The organism is Bacillus sp. ABR (genome assembly GCF_056172715.1).
In genome coordinates this window covers 161,865-185,192 of sequence record NZ_JAOYSL010000006.1, presented here as the reverse complement: position 1 = coordinate 185,192, position 23,328 = coordinate 161,865, and the positions used below count along the sequence as shown (strand labels likewise).

The window sequence follows — 23,328 nt, the reverse complement described above, 5'->3', positions numbered from 1 at the left end:
CGTTTCACAACATGTATATGATCTCCTCACAGCCCATATGGCTGCACAACTCTTATTTTATTCAGTTTCTGAAGAAAGAAAAGCTTTTTATTTTATTTAAAAAGAGAGTCATCCGCATAGGGCAGATGACTCTTCAATTCTTTATTTTGTTTCTTCCTCAAGATGATCTTCCATTTTGTTAAATAGCTGTTTTGATGCTTTTGACGGCTTACTTGTCAATAAGCTCACAATAATGGCAGCTAAACCACTTAGCGTAAAGCCTGGAATCATTTCATAAATACCTGTGACATGGTTGAGACCTGTCGTAATCCATGTCAGAACCACAACTGCCCCAACGATCATCCCAACTAGGGCACCATGATGATTCATTCGTTTCCAGTATAGGCAAAGCAAGATGACTGGACCGAATGAAGAACCAAATCCTGCCCATGCATAACCGACAAGATCAAGAATGGTGTCACTTGGGTTAAGTGAAAGGCATAAGGCAATCACAGCGACAACGAGTACAGACATCCGGCCAATCATGACAAGCTCTTTGTCTGAAGCTGTTTTTCTAAAGAACGTTCTGTATAAATCCTCTGTCATTGCACTTGCTGTGACAAGCAGCTGAGACGAAATTGAACTCATAATCGCAGCTAAAATCGCAGAAAGTAAAAATCCAGTGATATATGGATGGAACAATACTTTAGAAAAGACGATAAAGATGGTTTCAGGGTCAGCAAGGTTCATGCCCGTTTCATGAACATAGGCAACACCCACTAAACCGACAGACAGTGATCCAATCACTGAAATAATCATCCAGCTCATTCCGATTCGGCGTGCTGGTTTTAAATCTTTTACAGACGTAATGGCCATAAAGCGCACGATAATATGCGGCTGTCCAAAGTAACCTAGTCCCCAAGCGAGGAAGGAAATAATGCCAATGACGCTCGTTCCTCTAAAAATATCTAGCAATTTAGGATCAATCTGTTGAATATCTTGGAATGTAGCAACAGGTCCGCCTAATTGTGTAAAGGCAACGATCGGCACGAGCACTAATGCTAAAAACATGATAGCCCCTTGGACAAAGTCCGTTAAGCTCACTGCCAAAAATCCGCCGAACAATGTATACAAAATGACAATACTTGATGTTAAGATCAGTCCAAACATGTAGTTAGCACCGAATGCTGACTCAAATAAACGTCCGCCTGATACCATCCCAGACGATGTATACAGCGTAAAGAAAATTAAAATGATGACGGCTGACACAGCTTTTAATAAAGCAGATGATCCTTTGAATCGTTTATCAAAGAAATCAGGAATCGTAATCGCATCATCCGCAATTTCTGTATAAGAACGTAAACGAGGTGCAAGAATGAGGTAGTTCAAGTAAGCACCAACGATTAAACCAATTGCAAGCCAGGCTGTCGATAAACCTGTTTTATACATTTCACCTGGCACACCCATCAGCATCCATCCGCTCATATCCGCAGCACCTGCTGAAAGGGCTGTAACGAATGGACCAAGCCCGCGTCCACCAAGCATATAATCATTTAAATCATGTGTTTTCCTGAATGCATACCAGCCAATGGCAAGCATCCCGATAAAATAAATAGATAAGGAAATTGTAACTTCAATACTCATTTTGTGTTCTCACCTTTTTCGTATTAATTTGACATCACCTCAATCAAAATATACAGAAGTGCGATGGCAGCTTTTTTGTTTGACTGTCCCGCTCACTGCTATGGTTACTTAACCTAACAGAGTATTCCCAAGTGATCAACCTGCCTAAACCTCTTCATTTTGAAGAAAAAATGTACCGATCGATGATAAGAATCAATATGTAAGCGATTACAAAAATAATCAAAAGTAAAAATTTTCTGAAAAATAAAAAGTCACCTGATGAATATTTCTTTTATCGATTTGATCATAAAGACGTTTCAAGAGAACGGACCTTTTACCGCACCTGCGTAAAGTTGCTTTAGAACAGTAAAATTTGATATGATAAAGTGTATATGACTTATGATCATGACCACGATCACGCATCATTTTTGGAGGTGAACCTGCATGTCAAGAATTTCAATAGAAGAAGTCAAGCACGTTGCGCATTTAGCAAGGCTTGCGATTACAGAAGAAGAAGCTGAGATGTTTACAGAACAGCTTGATAGCATCATTTCATTTGCAGAGCAGTTAAACGAGGTAGATACGGAAAACGTTGAACCTACTACACACGTATTAAAAATGAAAAACGTCATGAGAGAAGATGTTCCGAATAAAGGTCTTTCCATTGAGGCAGTCGTCAAAAACGCGCCTGATCATAAAGACGGCTATATTCGTGTGCCATCAATTTTGGACTAAAGGAGGCCCGAGACATGTCACTGTTTGATCACAAAATTTCTGAATTAAAAGAGCTTTTACATAAAAAGGAACTGTCTGTTTCTGATTTAGTGGACGAGTCTTATAAACGAATCAATGAAGTAGACGGGAAAGTACAAGCATTCCTTGCACTGGACGAAGAAAAAGCTCGTGCGTATGCAAAGGAATTGGACGAGGCAGTTGGTGAAAAGGACGAGCTTGGCCTATTGTTCGGTATGCCGATCGGTGTGAAAGATAACATTGTTACAAAGGATCTGCGTACAACAGCTTCAAGTAAAATCCTGCAAAACTTTGATCCAATTTATGATGCAACCGTTGTGAACCGCTTAAGAGACGCAGAAGCAGTCACAATCGGTAAATTAAATATGGACGAATTCGCAATGGGATCTTCTACGGAGAACTCAGGCTTCAAAGCGACGAAAAACCCGTGGAATTTAAACACCGTTCCAGGCGGATCAAGTGGTGGATCAGCAGCTTCTGTTGCAGCAGGTGAAGTACCGTTCTCACTTGGATCAGATACAGGCGGTTCTATTCGTCAGCCGGCATCTTTCTGCGGAGTTGTAGGTCTTAAACCGACATATGGCCGTGTATCCAGATACGGATTAATTGCATTTGCTTCATCATTAGACCAAATTGGTCCGATTACACGCAATGTAGAGGACAACGCTTATGTTCTTCAAGCGATTGCTGGTGTCGATCAAATGGACGCAACAAGTGCAAATGTCGATGTCCCAGATTTTCTTTCTTCATTAACTGGCGACATCAAAGGTCTGAAAATCGCTGTGCCGAAAGAATATCTTGGCGAAGGCGTTGGCGAGGAAGCAAAAGAGTCTGTTCTTCAAGCGTTAAAAGTATTAGAAGGACTTGGTGCTTCGTGGGAAGAAGTGTCTCTACCGCATTCTAAATATGCGCTTGCGACTTACTACTTATTATCTTCTTCAGAAGCATCTGCAAACCTTGCACGTTTTGACGGCATCCGCTATGGCTACCGTACAGATAATGCAGACAACCTGATTGATTTATACAAAAATACTCGTTCTGAAGGCTTCGGAGACGAAGTGAAGCGCCGCATCATGCTTGGTACATTCGCGCTAAGCTCAGGATATTACGATGCGTACTATAAAAAAGCGCAAAAAGTCCGTACATTGATCAAAAAAGACTTTGAAGATGTTTTCGAAAAGTATGATGTCATTGTTGGACCGACAACGCCAACTCCTGCATTTAACATTGGTGAAAAGACAAGCGATCCATTGACTATGTACGCAAACGATATTTTAACGATCCCTGTTAACCTTGCAGGCGTTCCAGGAATCAGTGTGCCTTGTGGATTTGCAAATGGCCTTCCGTTAGGACTGCAAATCATCGGCAAGCACTTTGACGAAGGAACAGTGTACCGCGTGGCTCACGCTTTTGAGCAAGCAACAGATCATCATAAAGCAAAACCTGAACTGTAAGGGGTGAATCAGAATGAACTTTGAAACGGTAATTGGACTTGAAGTCCACGTAGAGCTAAAAACACAATCGAAAATTTTCTCAAGCTCGCCGACACCTTTTGGTGCAGCTGCCAACACGCAAACAAGTGTCATCGACCTTGGATATCCTGGCGTACTGCCTGTACTGAACAAAGAAGCGGTGAACTTTGCGATGAAAGCGGCTATGGCGCTGAACTGTGAAATCGCAACAGATACAAAATTTGACCGTAAAAACTACTTCTATCCTGATAACCCAAAGGCGTATCAAATTTCTCAATTTGATAAACCGATCGGTGAAAACGGCTGGATTGAAATTGAAGTAGAAGGCAAAACAAAACGAATCGGTATTACGCGTCTCCATTTGGAAGAGGATGCAGGGAAACTAACGCACACAGGCGACGGTTACTCACTCGTCGATTTCAACCGTCAAGGAACACCACTTGTTGAAATCGTATCTGAGCCAGACATTCGCACGCCAGAAGAAGCGTATGCTTACTTAGAAAAATTAAAATCCATTATTCAATATACAGGCGTTTCTGACTGTAAGATGGAAGAAGGCTCACTTCGCTGTGATGCCAACATTTCTCTTCGCCCAATCGGCCGTGAAGAGTTTGGTACAAAGACAGAGCTCAAAAACTTGAACTCATTTGCTTTCGTACAAAAAGGCCTTGAATTCGAAGAGAAGCGTCAAGAGCAAGTATTGCTTTCTGGCGGCTTGATCGAGCAGGAAACACGCCGTTATGACGAAGCGTCTAAAAAGACAATTCTTATGCGCGTTAAAGAAGGCTCTGATGATTACCGCTACTTCCCAGAACCGGATTTGGTGGAGCTGTACATTGATGACGAGTGGAAAGAACGCGTAAGAGCATCCATCCCAGAGCTTCCAGACGAGCGCCGCAAACGCTACATCGATGAGCTTGGCCTTCCTGCTTACGATGCAATGGTACTCACGCTGACGAAAGAAATGTCTGATTTCTTTGAAGCGACCATTTCAGAAGGTGCAGAGGCGAAGCAAGCATCGAACTGGCTCATGGGTGAAGTATCTGCTTACTTAAACTCTGCTCAAAAAGAGCTGGACGATACAAAGCTAACGCCGCAAGGGCTGGCTGGTATGATCAAGCTGATTGAAAAAGGAACGATTTCCTCTAAGATTGCGAAAAAGGTATTCAAAGAGCTCATCGAAAATGGGGGAGATGCAGAAACAATCGTCAAAGAAAAAGGACTTGTCCAAATTTCTGACGAAGGTGCACTGCTCAAACTTGTCACAGAAGCACTTGATAACAACCCGCAATCCATTGAAGACTTTAAAAATGGTAAAGACCGCGCGATTGGTTTCTTAGTCGGACAAATCATGAAAGCATCGAAGGGCCAAGCTAACCCGCCGATGGTGAACAAGATTCTCCTTGAAGAAATCAAAAAACGCTAAATAGCAAAAAACCGCCTGGTGAAAAAGGCGGTTTTTTTTGATTGAAATGACAGGGTCTTACTATAGATTCGGACCACAGCCGTATATCAATTTAGAGATACTTTTCTTATAATGAAGCATAAGCGAAAGTGCACATTCGAAGGGGGAAAGGTGAGCTAAATCAAAAAACAGCACGTTATGTTACTGAAGAAACAGCCTCAATTGTTCCACTGCTCTTAGAACAGCAGGGTCCTCGCACTTTTCTAAATTTGTCAGCATTCCTTGGATGACTGGCTTACGAGGTTCAGCTTTTGCCAGCTCTTCTTCAATCACTTCAATGGATACAACGGTATCATCAGAAAGCAGATGCTCCAGCTTTAACAAACGAAGTTCCTCTTGAAGGGAAGCAGCACTAGGCGCTTCGTCGTCCCAAATGGTTTGCTTCAAAATCGGCTTCGTCTGAGAACGAAGCAATCCTTGAACCAGATCATCAAACCGTTCGAGTATAAAGGATGAGAGCTCATCAAATGATAATTGCATTTGATCCTGTAAAAGCAGAACCTGCACATACGATTGGATAATTCCTTGAATCATGACTGACAGGTCAGTTATATATGGTTCGATCTCCTGTCCATAAGTGGTCAAGATGGAAATTTGAATTTCATCATTCATTTGCTTTTTCACAGTTTTTGAATACTTTTTAATTTGCTGGTTTTCCGGAATAATGTTCTCGCTGAGGATCAGAATGATAAAATCCTTGTTCTCAGCAAAATGCTGAAACTGTTCAGCAATTTGTTTCTGAAAGATCTCTCTCGGCGCGAGATGCTGATTCTCTTTTCGAATCGTTTCGATTGTTTGCATCGAAGTGTCGATATAATATTCAAACGCTCGGTTGAAAAGCTGTTCTTTTGATTTGAAATGTAAATAAAATGCGCCTTTTGATATTCCGCATTCATCTGCAATTTCCTGAATGGTCGTAGAAGAAAAACCCTTTTTCGCAAACAATTGGATGCTTGCTTTAATGATTTTTTCTTTTTTTTCGTTCATGAAATAAGGCCCCTTCAGCTTTAGAATGTTACGTCAAACGCAAGTGAAATGGTTGACGGCATTGTATATCACCGTTTATTATGATATAGAATGACCAGTCAGTCAATACATAAAGGAAAATGGAGGATATAATGAATTCGATCATCAATTTTGTATTAAAGAATAAGTTCGCTGTATGGCTCATGACGATTATCGTAACAGTTGCTGGTCTATATGCCGGATTGAATATGAAACAAGAATCAATCCCGAATATCAACACTCCAGTCATTACGGTTTCTACAACGTACCCTGGCGCAACGCCGGACGAAGTATCAGATAAGGTGACAGATCCAATTGAAAAGTCAATTCAAAACCTCAATGGGGTCAGCGTAGTCACTTCTAATTCTTTTGAAAATGCATCATCCATTCAAATCGAGTACGATTACAGCAAAGACATGGATGAAGCAAAAAAGGAAATTGAAGATGCGATTAGCAATATTGATTTCCCTGAAAATGCAGAAAAACCTAAAATCGCACGCTTTAGTATTAATGCGATTCCAATCCTAGCCCTTAGTGTCTCAGGTGATAAAGAATCATTACAAGACCTTACACAAAAAGTAGAAAATGACCTCGTTCCTTCACTTCAAGGATTAGACGGCGTCTCTTCTGTGGAAGCTTCAGGACAGCAAATCAAAGAAGTTGAATTTTCGTTTAAAGAAAAGAAACTAAAAGAATACGGTTTAGATGAAGAAACCGTCCAAAACATGATCAAAGGCTCTGATGTGAATGTACCATTAGGTCTATACACATTTGGCAACAAACAAAAATCAGTTGTCGTGGACGGCAATATTTTAAGCGTCAAAGATTTGAAAAACATGCGAATTCCAGTCACACCAAGTGCAGGCGGCGGTGCGGGAAGCGCTGGAGCGGGAGCACCATCTAGCAGCGCAGGAGCACAAGGTGCCGAGCAGCAGGCGGGAAGTGCAAGTCAGCAGCAAGCAGCAGCACAGCAGCAAACAGGTGCAGCAAGCAGTCAATCTGTAGAGCTACCAACGATCAAGCTGTCTGAGATTGCAGATATTAAAGTCGTCAAAGAGGCAGAATCGATCTCTAGAACGAATGGGAAAGACAGTATCGGTCTGCAAATTGTCAAAGGCTCTGATGCCAACACAGTGAGTGTTGCAGAAGAAGTGACAAAAGAGCTTGAGAAATTCAAAAAAGACAACAAAGGAATCAAAGTAAGCACCACATATGATCAAGCAGAGCCGATTAAAGAGTCTGTCAGCACAATGCTGAACAAGGCGATCATCGGAGCAATCTTTGCGATCATTATCATTCTCTTGTTCCTGCGAGATATCAAATCAACATTAATCTCGGTCATCTCCATTCCGTTATCTCTGTTGATTGCTGTTTTACTATTAAATCAGCTGGATATCACGTTAAATATCATGACACTTGGTGCCATGACCGTCGCCATCGGGCGTGTTGTCGATGACTCGATAGTGGTCATAGAAAATATCTATCGACGAATGGCGTTAAAGGATGAACCGTTAAAAGGCAAGGCACTCGTCAGAGAAGCCACAAAAGAAATGTTTATCCCAATCATGTCTTCAACGATTGTGACAATTGCGGTATTCTTACCGTTAGCATTAGTAGGTGGAATGATTGGTGAACTATTCATCCCATTTGCCTTAACGATTGTGTTTGCGTTACTTGCTTCACTGCTTGTCGCTATTACAATTGTTCCAATGATGGCACACACTCTATTTAAAAAGAACCTGTACGGCACAGCGAAAAAGGTAAAAGAACATAAACCAAGTAAGCTTGCTGGCGGTTATAGACGTGTACTGAATTGGACACTCAACCATAAATGGATCACATCAGGAATTGCCATTCTTATGCTTGTCGGAAGCTTATTCTTAGCACCACTTGTCGGTGTCAGCTTCTTACCACAGGAAGCAGAGAAAACGGCGATGGTGACATATACACCTGAACCTGGACAAACGAGAGAGCAAGCAATTGATGAAACGAAAAAAGCTGAAGAATATTTGATGAAACGTGACCATGTCAATACAGTTCAGTATTCTCTTGGCTCTTCAAATGCCATGACAGCAAGTGTTGGGGGTAACTCTAACGGTGCATTATTCTTCGTACAATATGACGAGGACACACCGAATTTTGATAAAGAAAAAGATCGTGTAGTCAAAGCCCTGCAAGACAAAGCGTCTAAAGGGGAATGGAAATCACAAGACTTCTCATCTGCTGGCGCCAGCAATACTGTGACGTACTATGTGTACGGTGACAAAGCAAGCGATATTGAAGGCACAGTAAAAGATGTTGAGAACATCTTAAAAGATGAGAAAAACCTGAAAAATGTCAGCACAAGCTTATCTGAGAAATACGACGAATATACGTTTAATGCAGATCAAGAAAAACTGGCGAAACTGGGTCTAACTGCTTCACAAATCGCTCAAGCGATTGCACCTCAAAATAGTGAAACAACACTGACGAAAGTCACAGAGGACGGCAAAGAACTTGATGTGAAGCTTCAAACGGAAAAAGATGAATATAAGAGCAAAAAAGATTTAGAAAATAAAAAGATCACTACACCAACAGGGCAAGAAGTCCGAATTGGTGATGTCGTCAAAGTAAAAGATGGGACGACAGCAAATACGGTGACAAAACGTGATGGAAAAATCTACGCAGAAGTGTCTGGTGACATGACAACAGACGACGTCTCAAGTGTGACACAAGATGTTCAGAAGAAAGTTGACAAGCTTGATCTGAAATCTGGCGTAACGATTGACACAGGCGGCGTAAGTGCGGATATCCAAGAATCCTTTACACAGCTTGGCCTTGCAATGCTTGCAGCGATTGCCATTGTGTACCTCGTTCTCGTCATCACATTTGGCGGAGGTCTTGCACCATTTGCAATTCTTTTCTCACTTCCATTTACGGTTATTGGCGCACTCGCTGGATTGTTTATAGCAAAAGAAACCATCAGCTTAAATGCCATGATTGGATTGCTCATGCTGATCGGTATCGTTGTAACAAATGCCATTGTATTGATTGACCGCGTGATTCATAAAGAACAAGAAGGTCTCTCAACAAGAGAAGCGTTACTTGAAGCAGGTGCAACAAGATTACGTCCAATCTTAATGACGGCACTTGCGACAATTGGTGCACTGCTGCCACTCGCATTAGGATTTGAAGGCGGAAGCCAGATCGTATCAAAAGGACTTGGTGTTACCGTAATTGGCGGTTTAACAAGTTCTACACTTCTCACATTGGTCATCGTTCCAATCGTGTATGAAATGTTAAGCAAGTTTAAACGTAAGAATAAATACGCAGAAGAAGAATAAGAGGAAGCCCCGCTCATTGGCGGGGCTTTTTTTTATTTTGAAATCTGGCAAACAGCTTTTCTCATAAGTTCTTCAAATGCGTGGAAAAAGGCATCACGATCGACATGGTCAATCACTTGAATTGATTTTCCATCTGGATGTTCTTCTGTCCGTCCTTGCTTTGGCGTCTCGGTATAAACGATCGCATTCACTTCTTTTGAACGGGTAAATGATAATGATGTAGAAGCAAGAGTAATTGTTGTCAGCACATCCCATAGGTAATACGTCGAATTGGTTTCATGATGAATGAGCGGCGGACAAAAGGCGTAGCACTGTCCGATAAAATCTATTCCAATATGAGAACGAAGAGAAGCCCAGCGCTGGCGTACATCAAGTGTAAGCGGGACTTGATTTGTACTTTCAAGTGCGACCATTTCAATAGGAAACGGTTCCTGAAAGACAGTGCTCACAGCATAAGGATCCCAAAATGCATTCCATTCTGCTGTCCCGTCATGCTCGGGTTCTTCAACATTGCCTTTTTCAAGGAACGTGCCGCCCATCCACACCAATTTCTCAATTTTGTTAGAGATTGAAGGATCTTCTTCTAAAGCTCGTGCAAGATCTGTGAGCGGACCAGTAAAGAGCAGGGTGACAGGTTCTTTTGCCTTCTTAACTGTTTCAATCAGATGAAGGTGTGCTGGCAGCTTGGACACCTTTGTATCAACATTGCCTTTTTCATTTAAAATTGGCAAAGCATCTACATAGAAAGCATGCATACGCCACTCCTTCGGAAATGGATTGACGCCTCTAGAAGTTGAAGCAGCGACTTCAATTTCATAAGGGCTGAATCGATCAATGATTTTTTGAGATGCACTGAGCGCAGGCTCTAAATAACAATCAGCAGGAATCACAGACATTCCGATGACTTCCAGATGTTCCATTTGAAGGAGAAGAAATAAAGAGACGAGGTCATCAACACCGCCGTCATGATTAAAATAGACAGGCTTTTTCATCGCATATCATCCTTTACAGCGTTTTCTTTTATCTTATCAGAATGCTTTCTTACTGAGGGAAATGTGCTTGGAAATTTTACATATTAGGCGGTTGTTTTGTTGCCATTTTCAAATCTCATAGTATAATTAAAGGTTGTTAGTGGTGAAAATAGATTGCATAATGAATATAGGATGATGATGAATGAAACGTGCTCGAATTATATACAATCCGACATCTGGGCGTGAACTCTTCAAGAAGAATTTACCGCAGGTTTTGCAAAAATTTGAACAAGCTGGCTATGAAACTTCTTGTCATGCGACGACATGTGCAGGAGATGCCACGCAAGCAGCAGAAAAAGCCGCACAGAGAGATTTTGATTTAATTGTAGCAGCAGGTGGAGACGGCACGATCAATGAAGTCGTCAACGGACTAGCACCGCTTGAAAAAAGACCAAAACTAGGAATTATTCCAGTTGGAACGACAAATGATTTCGCAAGAGCACTTGGAATTCCACGAGAAGGTGTTTTGAAAGCGACAGATGCCATTATTGAGGGTGTAGCGAAGCCGCTTGATATCGGTAAAGTCAATGGCCATTATTTTATTAATATTGCTGGCGGCGGCCGGTTAACAGAGCTCACCTATGAGGTGCCTAGTAAACTGAAGACCATGCTTGGACAGCTTGCTTATTATTTAAAAGGCATGGAGATGCTTCCTTCAATCCGCCCGACAGAAGTCGAAATTGAATATGACGGCAAATTGTTTCATGGAGAAATCATGCTGTTCCTTGTTTCACTCACAAACTCAGTAGGCGGCTTTGAAAAACTAGCGCCAGATTCCATTTTAGATGATGGGATGTTTGATCTAATTATTTTAAAGAAGGTCAATTTAGCAGAAGCCATTCGAGTGGTCAGCCTTGCTCTCAGAGGCGAGCATATTCATGATAACAATGTCATCTACGCAAAAGCGAATCGCGTGAAGGTAGATGTAAAAGATAAAATGCAATTGAATTTAGATGGTGAATACGGCGGCATGCTGCCAGGTGAATTTGAAAACCTGTATCGCCATATCGAATTTATTGTGCCAAAAGAAACAGCTGAAAAAATAGGGTGAAGACTGAACTTGGTTCCTTATGGCGGCCAAGTTTTTCTTTGCAAATGAGGTGATAAAATTGGTGAAAATGAAACCGCCTGTTGAAAAGAATGAATACTACAATGTAACCTTCGAAGACTTAACGCATGAAGGTGCAGGTGTAGCGAAAATTGAAGGATTCCCTGTCTTTGTACCGAATGCCCTTCCTGACGAACAAGGGCAAATCAAAGTCACACGAGTCAAAAAAGGATTTGCTTTTGGACGACTCATGGAGCTGACAAAGGAAAGTCAGCACAGGCAAGATGCGCCATGTCCCATTTACAAGCAGTGCGGCGGCTGTCAAATTCAGCATATGAGCTATGAAGGCCAGCTGCTATTTAAACAAAAACAAGTAAAGGACGTTTTAGAGCGGATCGGCAAGCTTGATATGAGCCGTGTAAAAGTTCATCCTGTACTCGGCATGGAAGACCCCTGGAATTACCGAAACAAAGCACAAGTTCCAGTTGGCGAACGCGAAGGCGGACTTGTTGCAGGGTTTTATCAGCAGCGTACCCATGAAATCATTGATATGGAAAAATGTTTGATTCAGCAGTCAGAAAACGACGAAGTGGTACAGGCAGTAAAAGACATATGCAATGCGTTTGGCATCAAAGCATATAACGAAGAGCGGCACAAAGGCTGGCTGCGTCATGTGATGGTTCGCTACGGTATTGCAACAGGTGAAATGATGGTTGTGTTTGTTACTAGAACGGCTGACTTTCCGCAAAAGCAGCAGGTGATTGAGCAGATTATAGCACGCTTCCCACACGTTCGGTCAATTGTACAAAACGTGAATTCAAAGAAAACAAATGTCATTTTCGGAGACGAAACAACCATTTTATGGGGCGAAGAATACATTTATGACACGATTGGCGACATCAAATTTGCCATTTCAGCCCGCTCGTTTTATCAAGTGAACCCAGCCCAAACAAAGGTGCTTTATGACAAAGCGCTTGAATATGCCGAGCTGCAAGGCGAAGAAACTGTTATCGATGCCTACTGCGGAATCGGTACGATTTCCTTATTTCTCGCACAAAAAGCAGGCAGAGTATATGGGGTTGAAATTGTTCCAGAAGCAATTGAAGATGCAAAACGCAATGCTGCCTTAAACGGAATCAATAACGTCGAATTCGCAGTCGGCGAAGCAGAAACCGTCATCCCAAACTGGTACAAAGAAGGCATCAAAGCAGACACCCTCGTCGTCGATCCGCCAAGAAAAGGCTGCGACGAAGCACTGCTTGACACGATTTTAAAAATGAAACCAAACCGTGTTGTTTACGTCTCCTGTAACCCAGGGACGCTTGCTCGTGATTTGCGCATTCTTGAAGATGGCGGGTATGTGACGGAGGAAGTGCAGCCTGTGGATATGTTTCCGCATACCTCACATGTGGAATGTGTAGCAAGTCTTGTGATTAATTAGTAATGTATTGAGACATCCCGATTTCGTGAAAAACATCGATATTGGGGTGTTTTTATTTTTGTATGTTCAATCGGCACTAAAAAATGATATTTGGAAGTGGAATCAATATTTTCCCCCCACAATTCATTACCAAATGACCTTTTTTGCAATTTTGCCCGGTTCATATTAAAGTATATAATGATAAAAATTGCTGAAAGACTTTATAGAAGGACATGCCCTTTAGGCGCTATGTCATGAGAGGAATTGGATGAAAGATGAGTAAAAATTTCTGGCGTGATTTACCGCGGCCATTTTTTATATTAGCACCAATGGAAGAAGTGACAGATGTTGTGTTTCGTCATGTTGTGAGTGAGGCGGCGAGACCGGATGTGTTTTTTACAGAGTTTACGAATAGTGAGAGTTATTGCCACCCTGATGGTATTCAAAGTGTGAAGGGGCGTTTAACGTTTACAGAGGATGAGCAGCCGATTGTTGCTCATATTTGGGGAGACAAGCCTGAGAACTTTAGACAAATGAGTATTGGAATGGCGGAATTAGGATTTCAGGGGCTTGATATTAATATGGGCTGTCCTGTTCCAAATGTCACGCAAAACGGGAAGGGCAGCGGCTTAATTCTTCGTCCAGATGTTGCTGCAGAGCTGATTCAAGCAGCAAAAGCTGGGGGATTACCTGTCAGCGTGAAAACAAGACTTGGTTTTACTGAGGTCGATGAATGGCGCGGGTGGCTTCGACACATTTTGGAGCAAGATATTGTGAATTTATCGATCCACCTTCGCACAAGAAAGGAAATGAGCCAGGTGGATGCGCATTGGGAGCTCATTCCTGAGATTAAAAAACTTCGTGATGAAGTAGCCCCTGATACTCTTTTGACAATCAATGGTGATATTCCTGATCGTCAAACAGGCTTAAAGCTCGCTGAACAGTATGGAGTGGACGGAGTGATGATTGGGCGCGGGATTTTCCATAACCCATTTGCTTTTGAAAAAGAGCCGAAGGAGCATACAAGTGATGAACTGCTCGGTCTGTTAAGGTTACATCTTGATCTCCATGATCAATACTCATCACTAGGCTTGCGTCCATTCAAGGCACTGCACCGTTTCTTTAAGATTTATGTAAAAGGATTCAGAGGAGCGAGTTTCTTAAGAAATCAATTAATGAATACATCATCAACAGATGAAGTGCGTGCCATGCTGGATGAATTTGAAGCGAGAAATCAAGAACAATCATGACCAACAAGAGGAGGGGGGCGAACCCTTCTCTTTTTTTATTAAATAGGACTATTAAACTAGTTCTCTTAAATGGTAAAATGAGATAGAAATAACAATTGGAGGTATTTCATTTGAAACCATTTTGGGATAAAGACAGTGAAAGCGAAGAAACATTTAAGAAAATCAATGAGAAAGGCATTGCAAAAGCGGAAAAGAAGCTAGGCGTCATCTTGCCGGATACATATAAAAAACTGATTCTCGAACAAAATGGCGGGTATACCCTGCATAACGCTTTTCCCACGGATCAGCTGAATGGATGGGCAGAGGATCATGTGTCATTTGATCATTTAAGAGGAATTGCCAAAAATGAAGGCATTATGGATAGTGATTATTTAATAGAAGAATGGGAATTGCCTGAGGGACTTGTGCTCATTTGTGGAGATGGTCATACGTGGATTGCATTGGATTACAGAGAAACAAAGGAACATCCGCCGGTTCATTACTTTGATCTAGAATATGAGACGGATTTCAAATTAGCGGATTCGTTTGATGAACTGCTTGCTGGGCATTATACTGCTGAATAGGAAAAGGCAGCCGCAAGTAGATATATTTCATTAAATCCGCTGTTATACAGTGTTTTTTGAGAGAGACAAAAGAGTCTCTCTTTTTTTTGCGAAGCAACATTGAATCTCTCTCCAAAACGGTACCTGTTATGTTTAAGTCCTATTATTCAATTGGTTCACTTTCCACTCACTATATTTTCTGACGATAATATCTGCCACAATGTAAAATGGCAGAAAGCTGGAGTTGTCCACTTTGTTATATAAGTGAAACGGGGTGCTGCTTACATAGATGTTAAACATGGCATTTTGTGCAAGGAGGTTATTCCTTAATGTGGTCATGCTGATAAATTTGATATGTCTCGTTTTCACCAATTGAATGATTTCATCTAAATTCTTCGATTCACCCGATAAAGAAATGATAAATAAAAGGTCATCCTCACCAAATTCAATGATTCCATCTGTTAAGTCCCGCTTGCTTCGTAATACTTGAGATTTTTTATGCAGTGACCATAGCTGCCGCTGTACATCATTGGCCAAATCGAGTTGTGCAGTTCCTGTACCATAAATATAAATATACGGTGCGCGATCTATCAGTTGATTTAATTGATGAAAGTCCAGCTGCTCCATATATTTTCTTGTCTGCCGGATATCTTGATCAAGCAGCTGCATTAAATCTTGTGTTGTCTCTTCAGTGAAAGCATTTAATTTCACATAAGACTTTAAGTCACTATAGCCGTCGAACCCTATTTTCTTAGCAAGCCGATGGATGGATGAGATGGAAGTATGAGCATAACGGGCAAGGTCCTGAATTTTCATTGTCTTCATTTCTTCAAGATGATCATGGATCGTTTTAATAATGTGTAGGTCATTCTTATTTAAATCTTCGAAGTATTCATTAACCAGCTTGTCCAGTATCATGCGATGTGCCCTCCAACATGAAAATATTTTCTTCCTATGAAAATATAATCTAATGTTACAACTTGATTTCTAAATACGTCAAACCTATTGGTTTTTGTAAGCGCTGCCTTTACAGTGGTGTTATGGATCAAGCAAAGGGGTAATGCTTATGAATGCAATCAAGCGGTTTGGCAGTGCTATGGTAGTTCCTGTACTTTTATTCGCGTTTTTTGGTATTGTTGTCGGCCTCGCGACTTTATGTAAGAATCCAGCGATTATGGGGGAAATGGCTGCAGAAGGTACGATGTGGTATAAGGTTTGGACACTGATTGAAAGCGGAGGATGGACGATTTTCAATCATATGGAATTAGCCTTTGTGATTGGATTGCCTATCTCACTTGCAAAAAAAGCGCAAGCCCGTGCGACGCTCGCAGCTTTGATGATTTATCTCGTATTTAACAATTATATTCATGCTATTTTGACACTTTGGCCGTCTGCTTTTGGTGTTGATTTATCGCAAGGTGTTGAGAATGTAGCGGGAGTAAAAGAAATTGCGGGTATACCTACGCTGGATACAAGTATCATTGGTGCGGTGATGATATCTGGAATCGTCATTTGGATCCATAATCGTTTTTATGATCAAAAGCTGCCTGAAATGCTTGGGATTTTCCAGGGGCTTGTATTTGTTGTCATCATCGGATTCTTTGTGATGATTCCTATTGCTTTTATCGTTGCTTTTGTATGGCCCTATGTTCAGCAGGGGATTCAATCTCTCCAAGGGTTCATGGCACAGTCTGGTTATATTGGTGTCTGGCTGTTTCATTTCTTGGAAAGGGTGTTAATTCCAACAGGACTTCACCATTTTATTTATACACCTTTTGAGTTTGGTCCAGCGGCTGTAAATGGAGGGTTAAAACCATATTGGATTGCTCACTTAAATGAATTTGCGTCCTCAACTTCCGATTTGAAGGATCTTTATCCATACGGATTTTTATTACATGGGAACATTAAGATGTTCGGCTGTTTAGGGATAGCTCTAGCCATGTATTTTTCTACACCGAAGGAAAATAGAAAAAAGGTTTTGGCTTTGGTATTACCCGCCACATTGACAGCCATATTTGCGGGAATTACAGAACCGCTTGAATTTACGTTTCTATTTCTCGCGCCTTATTTATTTGTGATACATGCACTTCTTGGAGCGACCATGGTGACAATCATGAATATGTTTGGTGTTGTCGGAATGATGGGTTCCGGGCTGATTGAAATAGCTGCATTGAACTGGATTCCGCTCTCCTCAAATCATGGAGGGATTTATCTGATCCAAGCGATGATTGGGCTTCTCTTTACTGCATTGTATTTTGTCATATTTAGATGGATGATTGTGAAATTTGATATTCCATTACCAGGACGAAAAGATGAGGAGGAGACGAGGCTATATACAAAACAAGATTATGAGAGTCATAAAAAAGGTCATGACAAAAAGGAATCACCCGTTTATGCATCAGAGTATGAAGAGAAAGCCGTTTATTTCTTAGAAGGCCTTGGCGGTAAAGAAAACATTAAAGATGTGACAAACTGTGCCACGCGTCTGCGTATTACAGTGATTGACCCTAGCTTGGTGAAAGATAGGGACTACTTTACAGAGAATAAACTGGCACACGGCATGGCTAAGAGTGGTCAAAGCATTCAAATCATTGTTGGCTTAAGTGTACCGCAAGTAAGAGAGTCCTTTGAGACTAAACTTTCATTAGATTGAAAAAGGAGCTGGATATCATGAAAAGATTTAATATTACCATCGCTGGAGGCGGAAGTACATTTACACCGGGAATCATTTTGATGCTGTTAGACTATTTAGAGGAGTTCCCAATTCATACAATTAAACTCTATGATAATGATGAAGCTAGACAAAAGACGATTGCAGATGCATGTGAGATTATGTTAAAAGAACGAGCACCAGAAGTGCAATTACTGGCAAGCACGGACCCAGAAGAAGCGTTTACTCAAGTCGATTTTGTGATGGCACATATTCGTGTCGGAAAATATGCAATGCGTGAATTAGATGAGAAAATTCCATTGAAGCATGGAGTCGTCGGACAGGAAACATGCGGTCCAGGCGGGATAGCTTACGGAATGCGTTCTATTCCAGGTGTATTAGAACTTGTCGATTATATGGAAAAATACTCACCTGAAGCTTGGATGTTAAACTATTCGAACCCTGCAGCGATAGTAGCTGAGGCAACACGTAAGCTAAGACCGAATTCTAAGATTTTAAACATATGTGATATGCCAATTGGCATCGAAGAATTAATTGCAAAAAATTTAGGCTTATCTTCACGGAAAGAACTAGAAGTAGATTACTATGGTTTGAATCACTTTGGCTGGTGGACAGATATTCGAGATAAATCAGGAAATAGCTTAATGCCTGAGGTGATTAAGCATGTAAGCCAGCATGGTTATGCAACAGATGGAACATCTGAACTAGAACAGCAGAAGAGCTGGAACAGCACATTAAAAAAGGCCAAAGATATTCAAGCGCTTGATCCAAAAACGGTCCCTAATACGTATTTGAAATACTATCTATTTCCAGATGAAGAAGTAGCACATTCCAATATAGAATTCACACGTGCCAATGAAGTCATGGAGGGACGGGAAGCTTTTGTTTTTAGTGAGTGTCAGGCCATCATTGATAAAGGAACTGCAAAGGAAACAAAGCTGACCATTGATGAGCACGCTTCCTATATCGTTGATTTGGCAAGAGCCATTGCTTTTAATAAAAAAGAACGGATGCTGATGATTGTAGAGAACAATGGCGCCATTAGAAACTTTGACCCAACAGCAATGGTCGAAATTCCTTGTATCGTTGGCAGCAATGGTCCAGAAAAATTAGTAGTTGGAGAAATTCCTAGATTTCAAAAAAGTCTCATGGAGCAGCAAGTTGGCGTAGAAAAATTAGTAGTAGAAGCATTTGAAGAAGGGTCCTATCAAAAACTATGGCAGGCCATCACATTATCGAAAACGGTGCCGAGTGCAAAAGTAGCAAAAGATATTTTAGACGACTTAATTGTGGCAAATCAAGCATTTTGGCCAGAATTAACATAACAGGAGAATAAGCAATATGGGCGTGACAGCGCTCATATTGCTTATTTATTGTGATGGAGACGAAAAGAACCCTTACCAAAAGGGGCCCGTCATTCCTTACTCCGCACTCTCCTCAACCTCACGGCTATCCTCAGTTTCACCAATATAAATAGGGCCGTTTGCGTGGTCGATTCGGATTGGCCATTCGTATGGAATTTGAAGACGTCTAGCAATGGTTCTCCAGAATTTTGTGGAATCCAATTCGAATTCTTGGAAGTCTTTTAATAAGTCTTTGTAAGACGAGCCGTCAAATTGAATGTACATATCTTGAAGGCGCATGAACGCGACATGTCTCACTTCTAGTGCTGCTGCGGCTTCCATTTCTTCTTCTGTTGCTTCTCCGATGATTGTACCTGCGGGCGGTAGCATGTCGTATACGTTAAATTCCTCTTCTTCTTCGTGTGCTGCATTGTGCTGTTGATCTGACATTTTTCTTCACTCCTTCTCGTTTTCAAGCAAAACTTTATTCCGTGCTTACTTCTATTATCGGAAGGAAATGTGAAATGTGGAATGAAAAGAGGAGCAGATCCACAGTACTTGCTTTTTTCTCTTGAATCATCTATGATCAATTACAGATATAAAAGGTCTATAATAGATAGAAAGGAGCTTCCTTATGAAATATTCTAAAGCGACCAACTATGCGCTACATACGATGGTGTTTTTAACTATTGCGCCAAAGGGTAAAGCGATTGGCGTTGAGCCACTTGCTAAGATGCAAGATCTTTCACCAACCTATTTATCCAAAATTTTAACAAAGCTTGTGAAGGCGGGATTGATTGAATCAACACCTGGTGCAAAGGGAGGATACACCCTTATCAAACGAAAGGAAGACATTTCGTTTTTAGATGTCATTCATGCTGTAGAAGGACAAACGAATTTATTTCGCTGCTCTTTAGAGCATGACTCCTTCATGCCCCATGATGGCTGTTTGATTGAACAAGTCATGCAGGATGTGGAAACGAAAATGCAGGAGACGTTAAGTCAAAAACGGTTAATTGATATTGCGAACCAAATTGAGCAGACAGAAAAAAATCCATTTTTCAAGATGTGATTTTTTTGAACTAATTATAGATATTAAAAGTCTTTAAAGTCTTGAATAAAAGGAGAGATTGATATGTTATTAGATTGTGCGATTATCGGAGGCGGGCCAGCCGGATTAGGTGCAGCACTTGTTGTGGGCCGGGGCAGAAAGCAGGTCATTGTATTTGATGACGAGCTGCCAAGAAATCGAGTGACTCAGGAATCACATGGATTTATTACAAACGATGGAATGACACCGTTTGAGATCAGACAAACCGGAGAGGCAGATCTTCAAAAATACCCTAATATCCAAATCAAACGAAGTAGAATTAATGATATACAAAAGCGAGAGGAATTCTTTACGTTACTGACACACGAAGGGGATACATTCGAAGCGAAAAAAATCATCTTGGCAACTGGACTTCAGGATATATTGCCAGAGATCGAAGGAATTCATGATGTGTATGGAAAAACGTTGTTTAGCTGCCCTTTCTGTGATGGATGGGAATTAAAGGATAAAGCGCTTGCCCTTATTGCGGAGAATCAGAGAGCCTTGCATATGGCTAAGCTTCTATCCAATTGGACAAAGGATTTGATCGTGTTTACGAATGGGCACGGTTTGGCTGAAGAGGACAAGTCACTTCTGACGGAGCATTCTATTCAAGTCATTGATGTGCCTATTGTATCGATTGATCATGACAATGGTGAGCTGCGCTCTCTCCAGCTTGCAAATGGGGAGACAGTAAAAAGGGAAGGCGGTTTTGTCGCAAGTGAATTCAAGCAGTCAGCCCCATTTGCTGAAAAGCTTGGCTGTCAAATGACGAAGAATGCAGGGATTGAAACAGATATTCTTGGACGTACAACCGTCAGTGGTGTCTTTGCATGTGGTGATAATTTAGGCGGTCCTGCTCAGTTAGTTCTCGCAGCAGCAGCTGGAAGTCAGGCAGGAATGGGCGTCATTCATGAACTTGTGCAAGAAAAGTTTCAGGAAAAAACATCTCTATGAAAAGAGATGTTCAGCGATGAGCGGTTTTCTGTTTTGCTAAGACGTGAGCTGTCCATTCAAAAAGTGCGTAGATCACAAAGAAGATCAGGATCCAGCTGCTGGCATCGACCCATACATTGGTGATATGAATGATGTTCGCCTGATCAAGTCCAGTCTGTATCCACATCGTGATCAATGCGGTGAGGAACACCTGTAAAAACCATTTTTTCAATTGGTCACACCTCCATCTCTTTCTATCATATAAGAAATGACAGTTAATTTCCAATTGTTTTCCTATATGTTTCAACGGTAAAATAAGAAATAAAATCAATGGAAGGACATGACATGAGCGATCAAACAAATAGCTTTTTAAAAAGTCATTTTCCTGATCTTGTCCTCACGCCGCCTCTTTTTTATGAGTGGCCTATTGGGCTTCGGTTTGAAGTGGCAGATTGGTCATTAGGAAAAGAATCGATTGTATTAGAAAAAGCGGGAGATCGTGCTTTAGAGATTGTGAAATATGCTTTTGATCCAGAAGACGAGATGCTGCTTGTGACGGATGTGTATACAGATCATGAACTTGAATTAACGAAGCGAAAGCTCCTTGTCTATCAAAAATATGTGCATCGGCAAGTAAGGAACAGATTGCGCCACGAGCTTTTGACTTATGTACGTCCAGAAATAGAAGATTCACTGACATTAGAGAGATTTACACTCAAATGCCAGCTGCAAGACATTCGATTGCGTCCGCTTCTCCATGCGATCTGCCAGGAGGACTTCTATGCACCGAATCAAATTTTGAAGGGGAAGCTTAGATATGAAATTTACCTAATGAATGTCTCGAAAAAAATGATTTTTCATTTATATGATGATAGAGGCTGTGATCTCATTGCGGCAGATGCTGAGCGTCTACGCCCAGTCTATGAAGGCTTACAGCACTGGCTATTAGACTATGATCGTCATCAAATGGACCGGCTGTTTGCAGCCAAATAAGAAAAACCGCACTTTCGACAAGTGCGGTTTCTTTTTATGCTTCTACTTTATTAAAAAACTGTGGCAAATATTCTTTGTGTGCTTCTAGCATTTCATCTAGGATGCTTTTTGCAACAGCATCTGATGGGACAAGCGGGTTAATGGTCATTGCGACAAGGGCTGTGTTGTAATCGCCTGTCACGGCTGCTTCAGCAGCTACACGTTCAAAGGATTTAATTTGAGAAATGAGTCCTTTGACAGCGACCGGCATTTCACCAACAGCGATTGGTTTAGGACCGTCTTTTGTGATAACGCAGTTGAGTTCAACGGCAGAATCATTTGGAATGTCACTGATGGCGCCATTGTTAATTGTGTTCACAGGCTGAATGTCATGTTTATCGTTATAAATGGATGCAATTAAGTTACAAGCTGCATCACTGTAGTAGGCACCGCCTCGTTTTTCAAGCTGTGGCGGCTTGATGTCTAGATCAGGGTCTTTGTAAAGCTCGAACAGATCATTTTCTAATGCGCGAACGACTTCTGCACGAGTTCCTTCGTTTGCTGCTGCTTTCTTTTCCTCAGCCAGCATATCACTTGTTTTGTAGTAGTAGCGGTGATATGGACAAGGAATAACGCCAAGCCCTTTTAAGAAATCAGCATCCCACGGAATCGCTTGAATGTTGTTCATCGACATGCTGGAGTTTGGATCCGCCATGTCTTCGATCACTTGATCCATGATGCTTTTGCCGTCTAAGAATACATTGAGTCCAAAGACCATATGGTTTAATCCAGCAAAGCTGACTTCGACTCTGCTTGCGTCGACATCAAGCCCTTTGGCGATTCCCATGCGAATGCCGATTGGCACGTTGCATAAGCCAACGACTTTTCGATGGTTTGAATAACGAAGTACGGCTTCAGTGACCATACCAGCTGGATTTGTGAAATTCACAAGCCATGCATTCGGGCAAAGCTCTTCAATATCTTTGACAATATCAAGAATGACAGGAATGGTGCGAAGTCCTTTGAATAGACCCCCTGGACCATTTGTTTCTTGACCAATGACATCATATTTTAAAGGAATGCGTTCATCCTTCATACGTGCTTCAAGAAGTCCGACACGGAATTGTGTTGTAACAAAATCAGCATCTACAAGCGCTTTTCTACGATCTAATGTTAAATGAACCTCGATTGGAAGTCCTGCTTTTTTGACCATGCGTTTTGCAAGATTTCCTACGATCTCAAGCTTTTCTTTTCCCGCTTCAATATCAACGAGCCAAAGCTCGCTAATCGGAAATTCATCGTATCGTTTAATAAATCCTTCGACAAGCTCTGGTGTATAGCTTGATCCTCCGCCAATTGTGACAACCTTTAATCCTTTTGCCATGCTCTGCACCTCCGAATAATG

The 23,328-nt window shown here is 41.4% G+C and carries 19 protein-coding genes and 1 pseudogene; 13 read left to right on the top strand and 7 right to left on the bottom strand.

Features of this window, described 5'->3' with window-relative positions:
• Positions 1-141 precede the first annotated feature (141 nt).
• Positions 142-1,623, bottom strand: coding sequence for a sodium/proline symporter PutP (gene putP, locus OIT90_RS17920; protein WP_144490778.1), 1,482 nt, complete (start codon positions 1,621-1,623; stop codon positions 142-144).
• A gap of 423 nt (positions 1,624-2,046) precedes the next feature.
• Here putP and gatC point away from each other — a divergent pair, with 423 nt between their 5' ends.
• Genes gatC through gatB form a run of 3 tightly spaced genes read left to right on the top strand, consistent with a single transcriptional unit; the run spans position 2,047 to position 5,253 of the window.
• Entirely contained in the window at positions 2,047-2,337 is a 291-nt protein-coding gene (gatC, locus tag OIT90_RS17915) for an Asp-tRNA(Asn)/Glu-tRNA(Gln) amidotransferase subunit GatC (protein ID WP_024424549.1), read from the top strand.
• 14 nt (positions 2,338-2,351) lie between these two features.
• The gene (gene gatA, locus OIT90_RS17910) at positions 2,352-3,809 is read left to right on the top strand and encodes an Asp-tRNA(Asn)/Glu-tRNA(Gln) amidotransferase subunit GatA (RefSeq protein ID WP_041116096.1); all 1,458 of its coding nucleotides are present in this window, start codon (positions 2,352-2,354) and stop codon (positions 3,807-3,809) included.
• Positions 3,810-3,822: 13 nt separating this feature from the next.
• Positions 3,823-5,253 (top strand): Asp-tRNA(Asn)/Glu-tRNA(Gln) amidotransferase subunit GatB, encoded by a 1,431-nt coding sequence (gene gatB, locus OIT90_RS17905; protein WP_024424551.1) that lies wholly within the window; start codon positions 3,823-3,825, stop codon positions 5,251-5,253.
• Positions 5,254-5,433: 180 nt separating this feature from the next.
• Here gatB and OIT90_RS17900 read toward each other — a convergent pair whose 3' ends face one another.
• Positions 5,434-6,279, bottom strand: coding sequence for a TetR/AcrR family transcriptional regulator (locus OIT90_RS17900; RefSeq protein ID WP_039176996.1), 846 nt, complete (start codon positions 6,277-6,279; stop codon positions 5,434-5,436).
• Between the two features lie 131 nt (positions 6,280-6,410).
• Here OIT90_RS17900 and OIT90_RS17895 point away from each other — a divergent pair, with 131 nt between their 5' ends.
• Positions 6,411-9,620 (top strand): efflux RND transporter permease subunit, encoded by a 3,210-nt coding sequence (locus tag OIT90_RS17895; protein WP_064497691.1) that lies wholly within the window; start codon positions 6,411-6,413, stop codon positions 9,618-9,620.
• 32 nt (positions 9,621-9,652) lie between these two features.
• Here OIT90_RS17895 and OIT90_RS17890 read toward each other — a convergent pair whose 3' ends face one another.
• Positions 9,653-10,612 (bottom strand): nucleoside hydrolase, encoded by a 960-nt coding sequence (locus OIT90_RS17890; RefSeq protein WP_072367866.1) that lies wholly within the window; start codon positions 10,610-10,612, stop codon positions 9,653-9,655.
• 181 nt (positions 10,613-10,793) lie between these two features.
• Here OIT90_RS17890 and OIT90_RS17885 point away from each other — a divergent pair, with 181 nt between their 5' ends.
• The 4 genes and pseudogenes from OIT90_RS17885 to OIT90_RS17870 form a co-directional block, all read left to right on the top strand.
• A complete protein-coding gene (locus OIT90_RS17885; protein WP_039177003.1) occupies positions 10,794-11,702 on the top strand; it encodes a diacylglycerol kinase in 909 nt (302 codons plus the stop codon).
• 61 nt (positions 11,703-11,763) lie between these two features.
• Entirely contained in the window at positions 11,764-13,140 is a 1,377-nt protein-coding gene (gene rlmD, locus OIT90_RS17880) for a 23S rRNA (uracil(1939)-C(5))-methyltransferase RlmD (protein ID WP_072367874.1), read from the top strand.
• A gap of 254 nt (positions 13,141-13,394) precedes the next feature.
• Entirely contained in the window at positions 13,395-14,369 is a 975-nt protein-coding gene (locus tag OIT90_RS17875) for a tRNA dihydrouridine synthase (RefSeq protein WP_017366774.1), read from the top strand.
• Between the two features lie 110 nt (positions 14,370-14,479).
• Positions 14,480-14,929, top strand: a pseudogene (locus tag OIT90_RS17870) (SMI1/KNR4 family protein); the annotation flags it as partial.
• A 135-nt stretch (positions 14,930-15,064) separates the two neighbouring features.
• Here the strand turns inward: OIT90_RS17870 and OIT90_RS17865 are convergent.
• Positions 15,065-15,829 (bottom strand): MurR/RpiR family transcriptional regulator, encoded by a 765-nt coding sequence (locus OIT90_RS17865; protein ID WP_059376692.1) that lies wholly within the window; start codon positions 15,827-15,829, stop codon positions 15,065-15,067.
• A gap of 148 nt (positions 15,830-15,977) precedes the next feature.
• Between OIT90_RS17865 and OIT90_RS17860 the strand changes: the two genes are divergently transcribed.
• Together OIT90_RS17860 and OIT90_RS17855 are read left to right on the top strand one after the other, a co-directional pair.
• Positions 15,978-17,564 carry an alpha-glucoside-specific PTS transporter subunit IIBC gene (locus OIT90_RS17860; RefSeq protein ID WP_039177009.1) on the top strand — a complete coding sequence of 529 codons (1,587 nt, stop codon included), beginning with the start codon at positions 15,978-15,980 and terminating at the stop codon, positions 17,562-17,564.
• Positions 17,565-17,581: 17 nt separating this feature from the next.
• Positions 17,582-18,907, top strand: coding sequence for a 6-phospho-alpha-glucosidase (locus tag OIT90_RS17855; protein WP_064497772.1), 1,326 nt, complete (start codon positions 17,582-17,584; stop codon positions 18,905-18,907).
• 96 nt (positions 18,908-19,003) lie between these two features.
• Here OIT90_RS17855 and OIT90_RS17850 read toward each other — a convergent pair whose 3' ends face one another.
• Positions 19,004-19,375: a hypothetical protein gene (locus tag OIT90_RS17850; RefSeq protein ID WP_064497694.1), complete on the bottom strand. Its 372-nt coding sequence runs from the start codon at positions 19,373-19,375 to the stop codon at positions 19,004-19,006.
• A 184-nt stretch (positions 19,376-19,559) separates the two neighbouring features.
• Here OIT90_RS17850 and OIT90_RS17845 point away from each other — a divergent pair, with 184 nt between their 5' ends.
• Both OIT90_RS17845 and OIT90_RS17840 read left to right on the top strand, forming a co-directional pair.
• Positions 19,560-19,997 (top strand): Rrf2 family transcriptional regulator, encoded by a 438-nt coding sequence (locus OIT90_RS17845; RefSeq protein ID WP_072367867.1) that lies wholly within the window; start codon positions 19,560-19,562, stop codon positions 19,995-19,997.
• A 63-nt stretch (positions 19,998-20,060) separates the two neighbouring features.
• Positions 20,061-20,972, top strand: coding sequence for an NAD(P)/FAD-dependent oxidoreductase (locus OIT90_RS17840; RefSeq protein WP_474892797.1), 912 nt, complete (start codon positions 20,061-20,063; stop codon positions 20,970-20,972).
• Between the two features lie 10 nt (positions 20,973-20,982).
• Here OIT90_RS17840 and OIT90_RS17835 read toward each other — a convergent pair whose 3' ends face one another.
• Positions 20,983-21,183, bottom strand: a complete 201-nt coding sequence (locus OIT90_RS17835) for a hypothetical protein (protein ID WP_064497696.1) — start codon at positions 21,181-21,183, stop codon at positions 20,983-20,985.
• Between the two features lie 113 nt (positions 21,184-21,296).
• Between OIT90_RS17835 and OIT90_RS17830 the strand changes: the two genes are divergently transcribed.
• A complete protein-coding gene (locus tag OIT90_RS17830) occupies positions 21,297-21,944 on the top strand; it encodes a DUF3885 domain-containing protein (protein ID WP_072367875.1) in 648 nt (215 codons plus the stop codon).
• 34 nt (positions 21,945-21,978) lie between these two features.
• Here the strand turns inward: OIT90_RS17830 and OIT90_RS17825 are convergent, their stop codons facing one another.
• Complete coding sequence (locus tag OIT90_RS17825; RefSeq protein WP_039177025.1) at positions 21,979-23,307, bottom strand: 6-phospho-beta-glucosidase; 1,329 nt, start codon at positions 23,305-23,307, stop codon at positions 21,979-21,981.
• Between the last annotated feature and the right edge of the window lie 21 nt (positions 23,308-23,328).

What these genes read in the sequence shown, in the direction of transcription:
- OIT90_RS17840 (WP_474892797.1), top strand. Translation starts at nt 20,061, where the DNA reads ATGTTATTAGATTGTGCGATTATCGGAGGCGGGCCAGCCGGATTAGGT.
- OIT90_RS17830 (WP_072367875.1), top strand. Translation starts at nt 21,297, where the DNA reads ATGAGCGATCAAACAAATAGCTTTTTAAAAAGTCATTTTCCTGATCTT.
- OIT90_RS17860 (WP_039177009.1), top strand. Translation starts at nt 15,978, where the DNA reads ATGAATGCAATCAAGCGGTTTGGCAGTGCTATGGTAGTTCCTGTACTT.
- OIT90_RS17850 (WP_064497694.1), bottom strand. Translation starts at nt 19,375, where the DNA reads ATGTCAGATCAACAGCACAATGCAGCACACGAAGAAGAAGAGGAATTT.
- OIT90_RS17885 (WP_039177003.1), top strand. Translation starts at nt 10,794, where the DNA reads ATGAAACGTGCTCGAATTATATACAATCCGACATCTGGGCGTGAACTC.
- OIT90_RS17895 (WP_064497691.1), top strand. Translation starts at nt 6,411, where the DNA reads ATGAATTCGATCATCAATTTTGTATTAAAGAATAAGTTCGCTGTATGG.
- OIT90_RS17865 (WP_059376692.1), bottom strand. Translation starts at nt 15,829, where the DNA reads ATGATACTGGACAAGCTGGTTAATGAATACTTCGAAGATTTAAATAAG.
- OIT90_RS17900 (WP_039176996.1), bottom strand. Translation starts at nt 6,279, where the DNA reads ATGAACGAAAAAAAAGAAAAAATCATTAAAGCAAGCATCCAATTGTTT.
- gatB (WP_024424551.1), top strand. Translation starts at nt 3,823, where the DNA reads ATGAACTTTGAAACGGTAATTGGACTTGAAGTCCACGTAGAGCTAAAA.
- gatA (WP_041116096.1), top strand. Translation starts at nt 2,352, where the DNA reads ATGTCACTGTTTGATCACAAAATTTCTGAATTAAAAGAGCTTTTACAT.
- gatC (WP_024424549.1), top strand. Translation starts at nt 2,047, where the DNA reads ATGTCAAGAATTTCAATAGAAGAAGTCAAGCACGTTGCGCATTTAGCA.
- putP (WP_144490778.1), bottom strand. Translation starts at nt 1,623, where the DNA reads ATGAGTATTGAAGTTACAATTTCCTTATCTATTTATTTTATCGGGATG.
- OIT90_RS17875 (WP_017366774.1), top strand. Translation starts at nt 13,395, where the DNA reads ATGAGTAAAAATTTCTGGCGTGATTTACCGCGGCCATTTTTTATATTA.
- OIT90_RS17890 (WP_072367866.1), bottom strand. Translation starts at nt 10,612, where the DNA reads ATGAAAAAGCCTGTCTATTTTAATCATGACGGCGGTGTTGATGACCTC.
- OIT90_RS17825 (WP_039177025.1), bottom strand. Translation starts at nt 23,307, where the DNA reads ATGGCAAAAGGATTAAAGGTTGTCACAATTGGCGGAGGATCAAGCTAT.
- OIT90_RS17855 (WP_064497772.1), top strand. Translation starts at nt 17,582, where the DNA reads ATGAAAAGATTTAATATTACCATCGCTGGAGGCGGAAGTACATTTACA.
- OIT90_RS17845 (WP_072367867.1), top strand. Translation starts at nt 19,560, where the DNA reads ATGAAATATTCTAAAGCGACCAACTATGCGCTACATACGATGGTGTTT.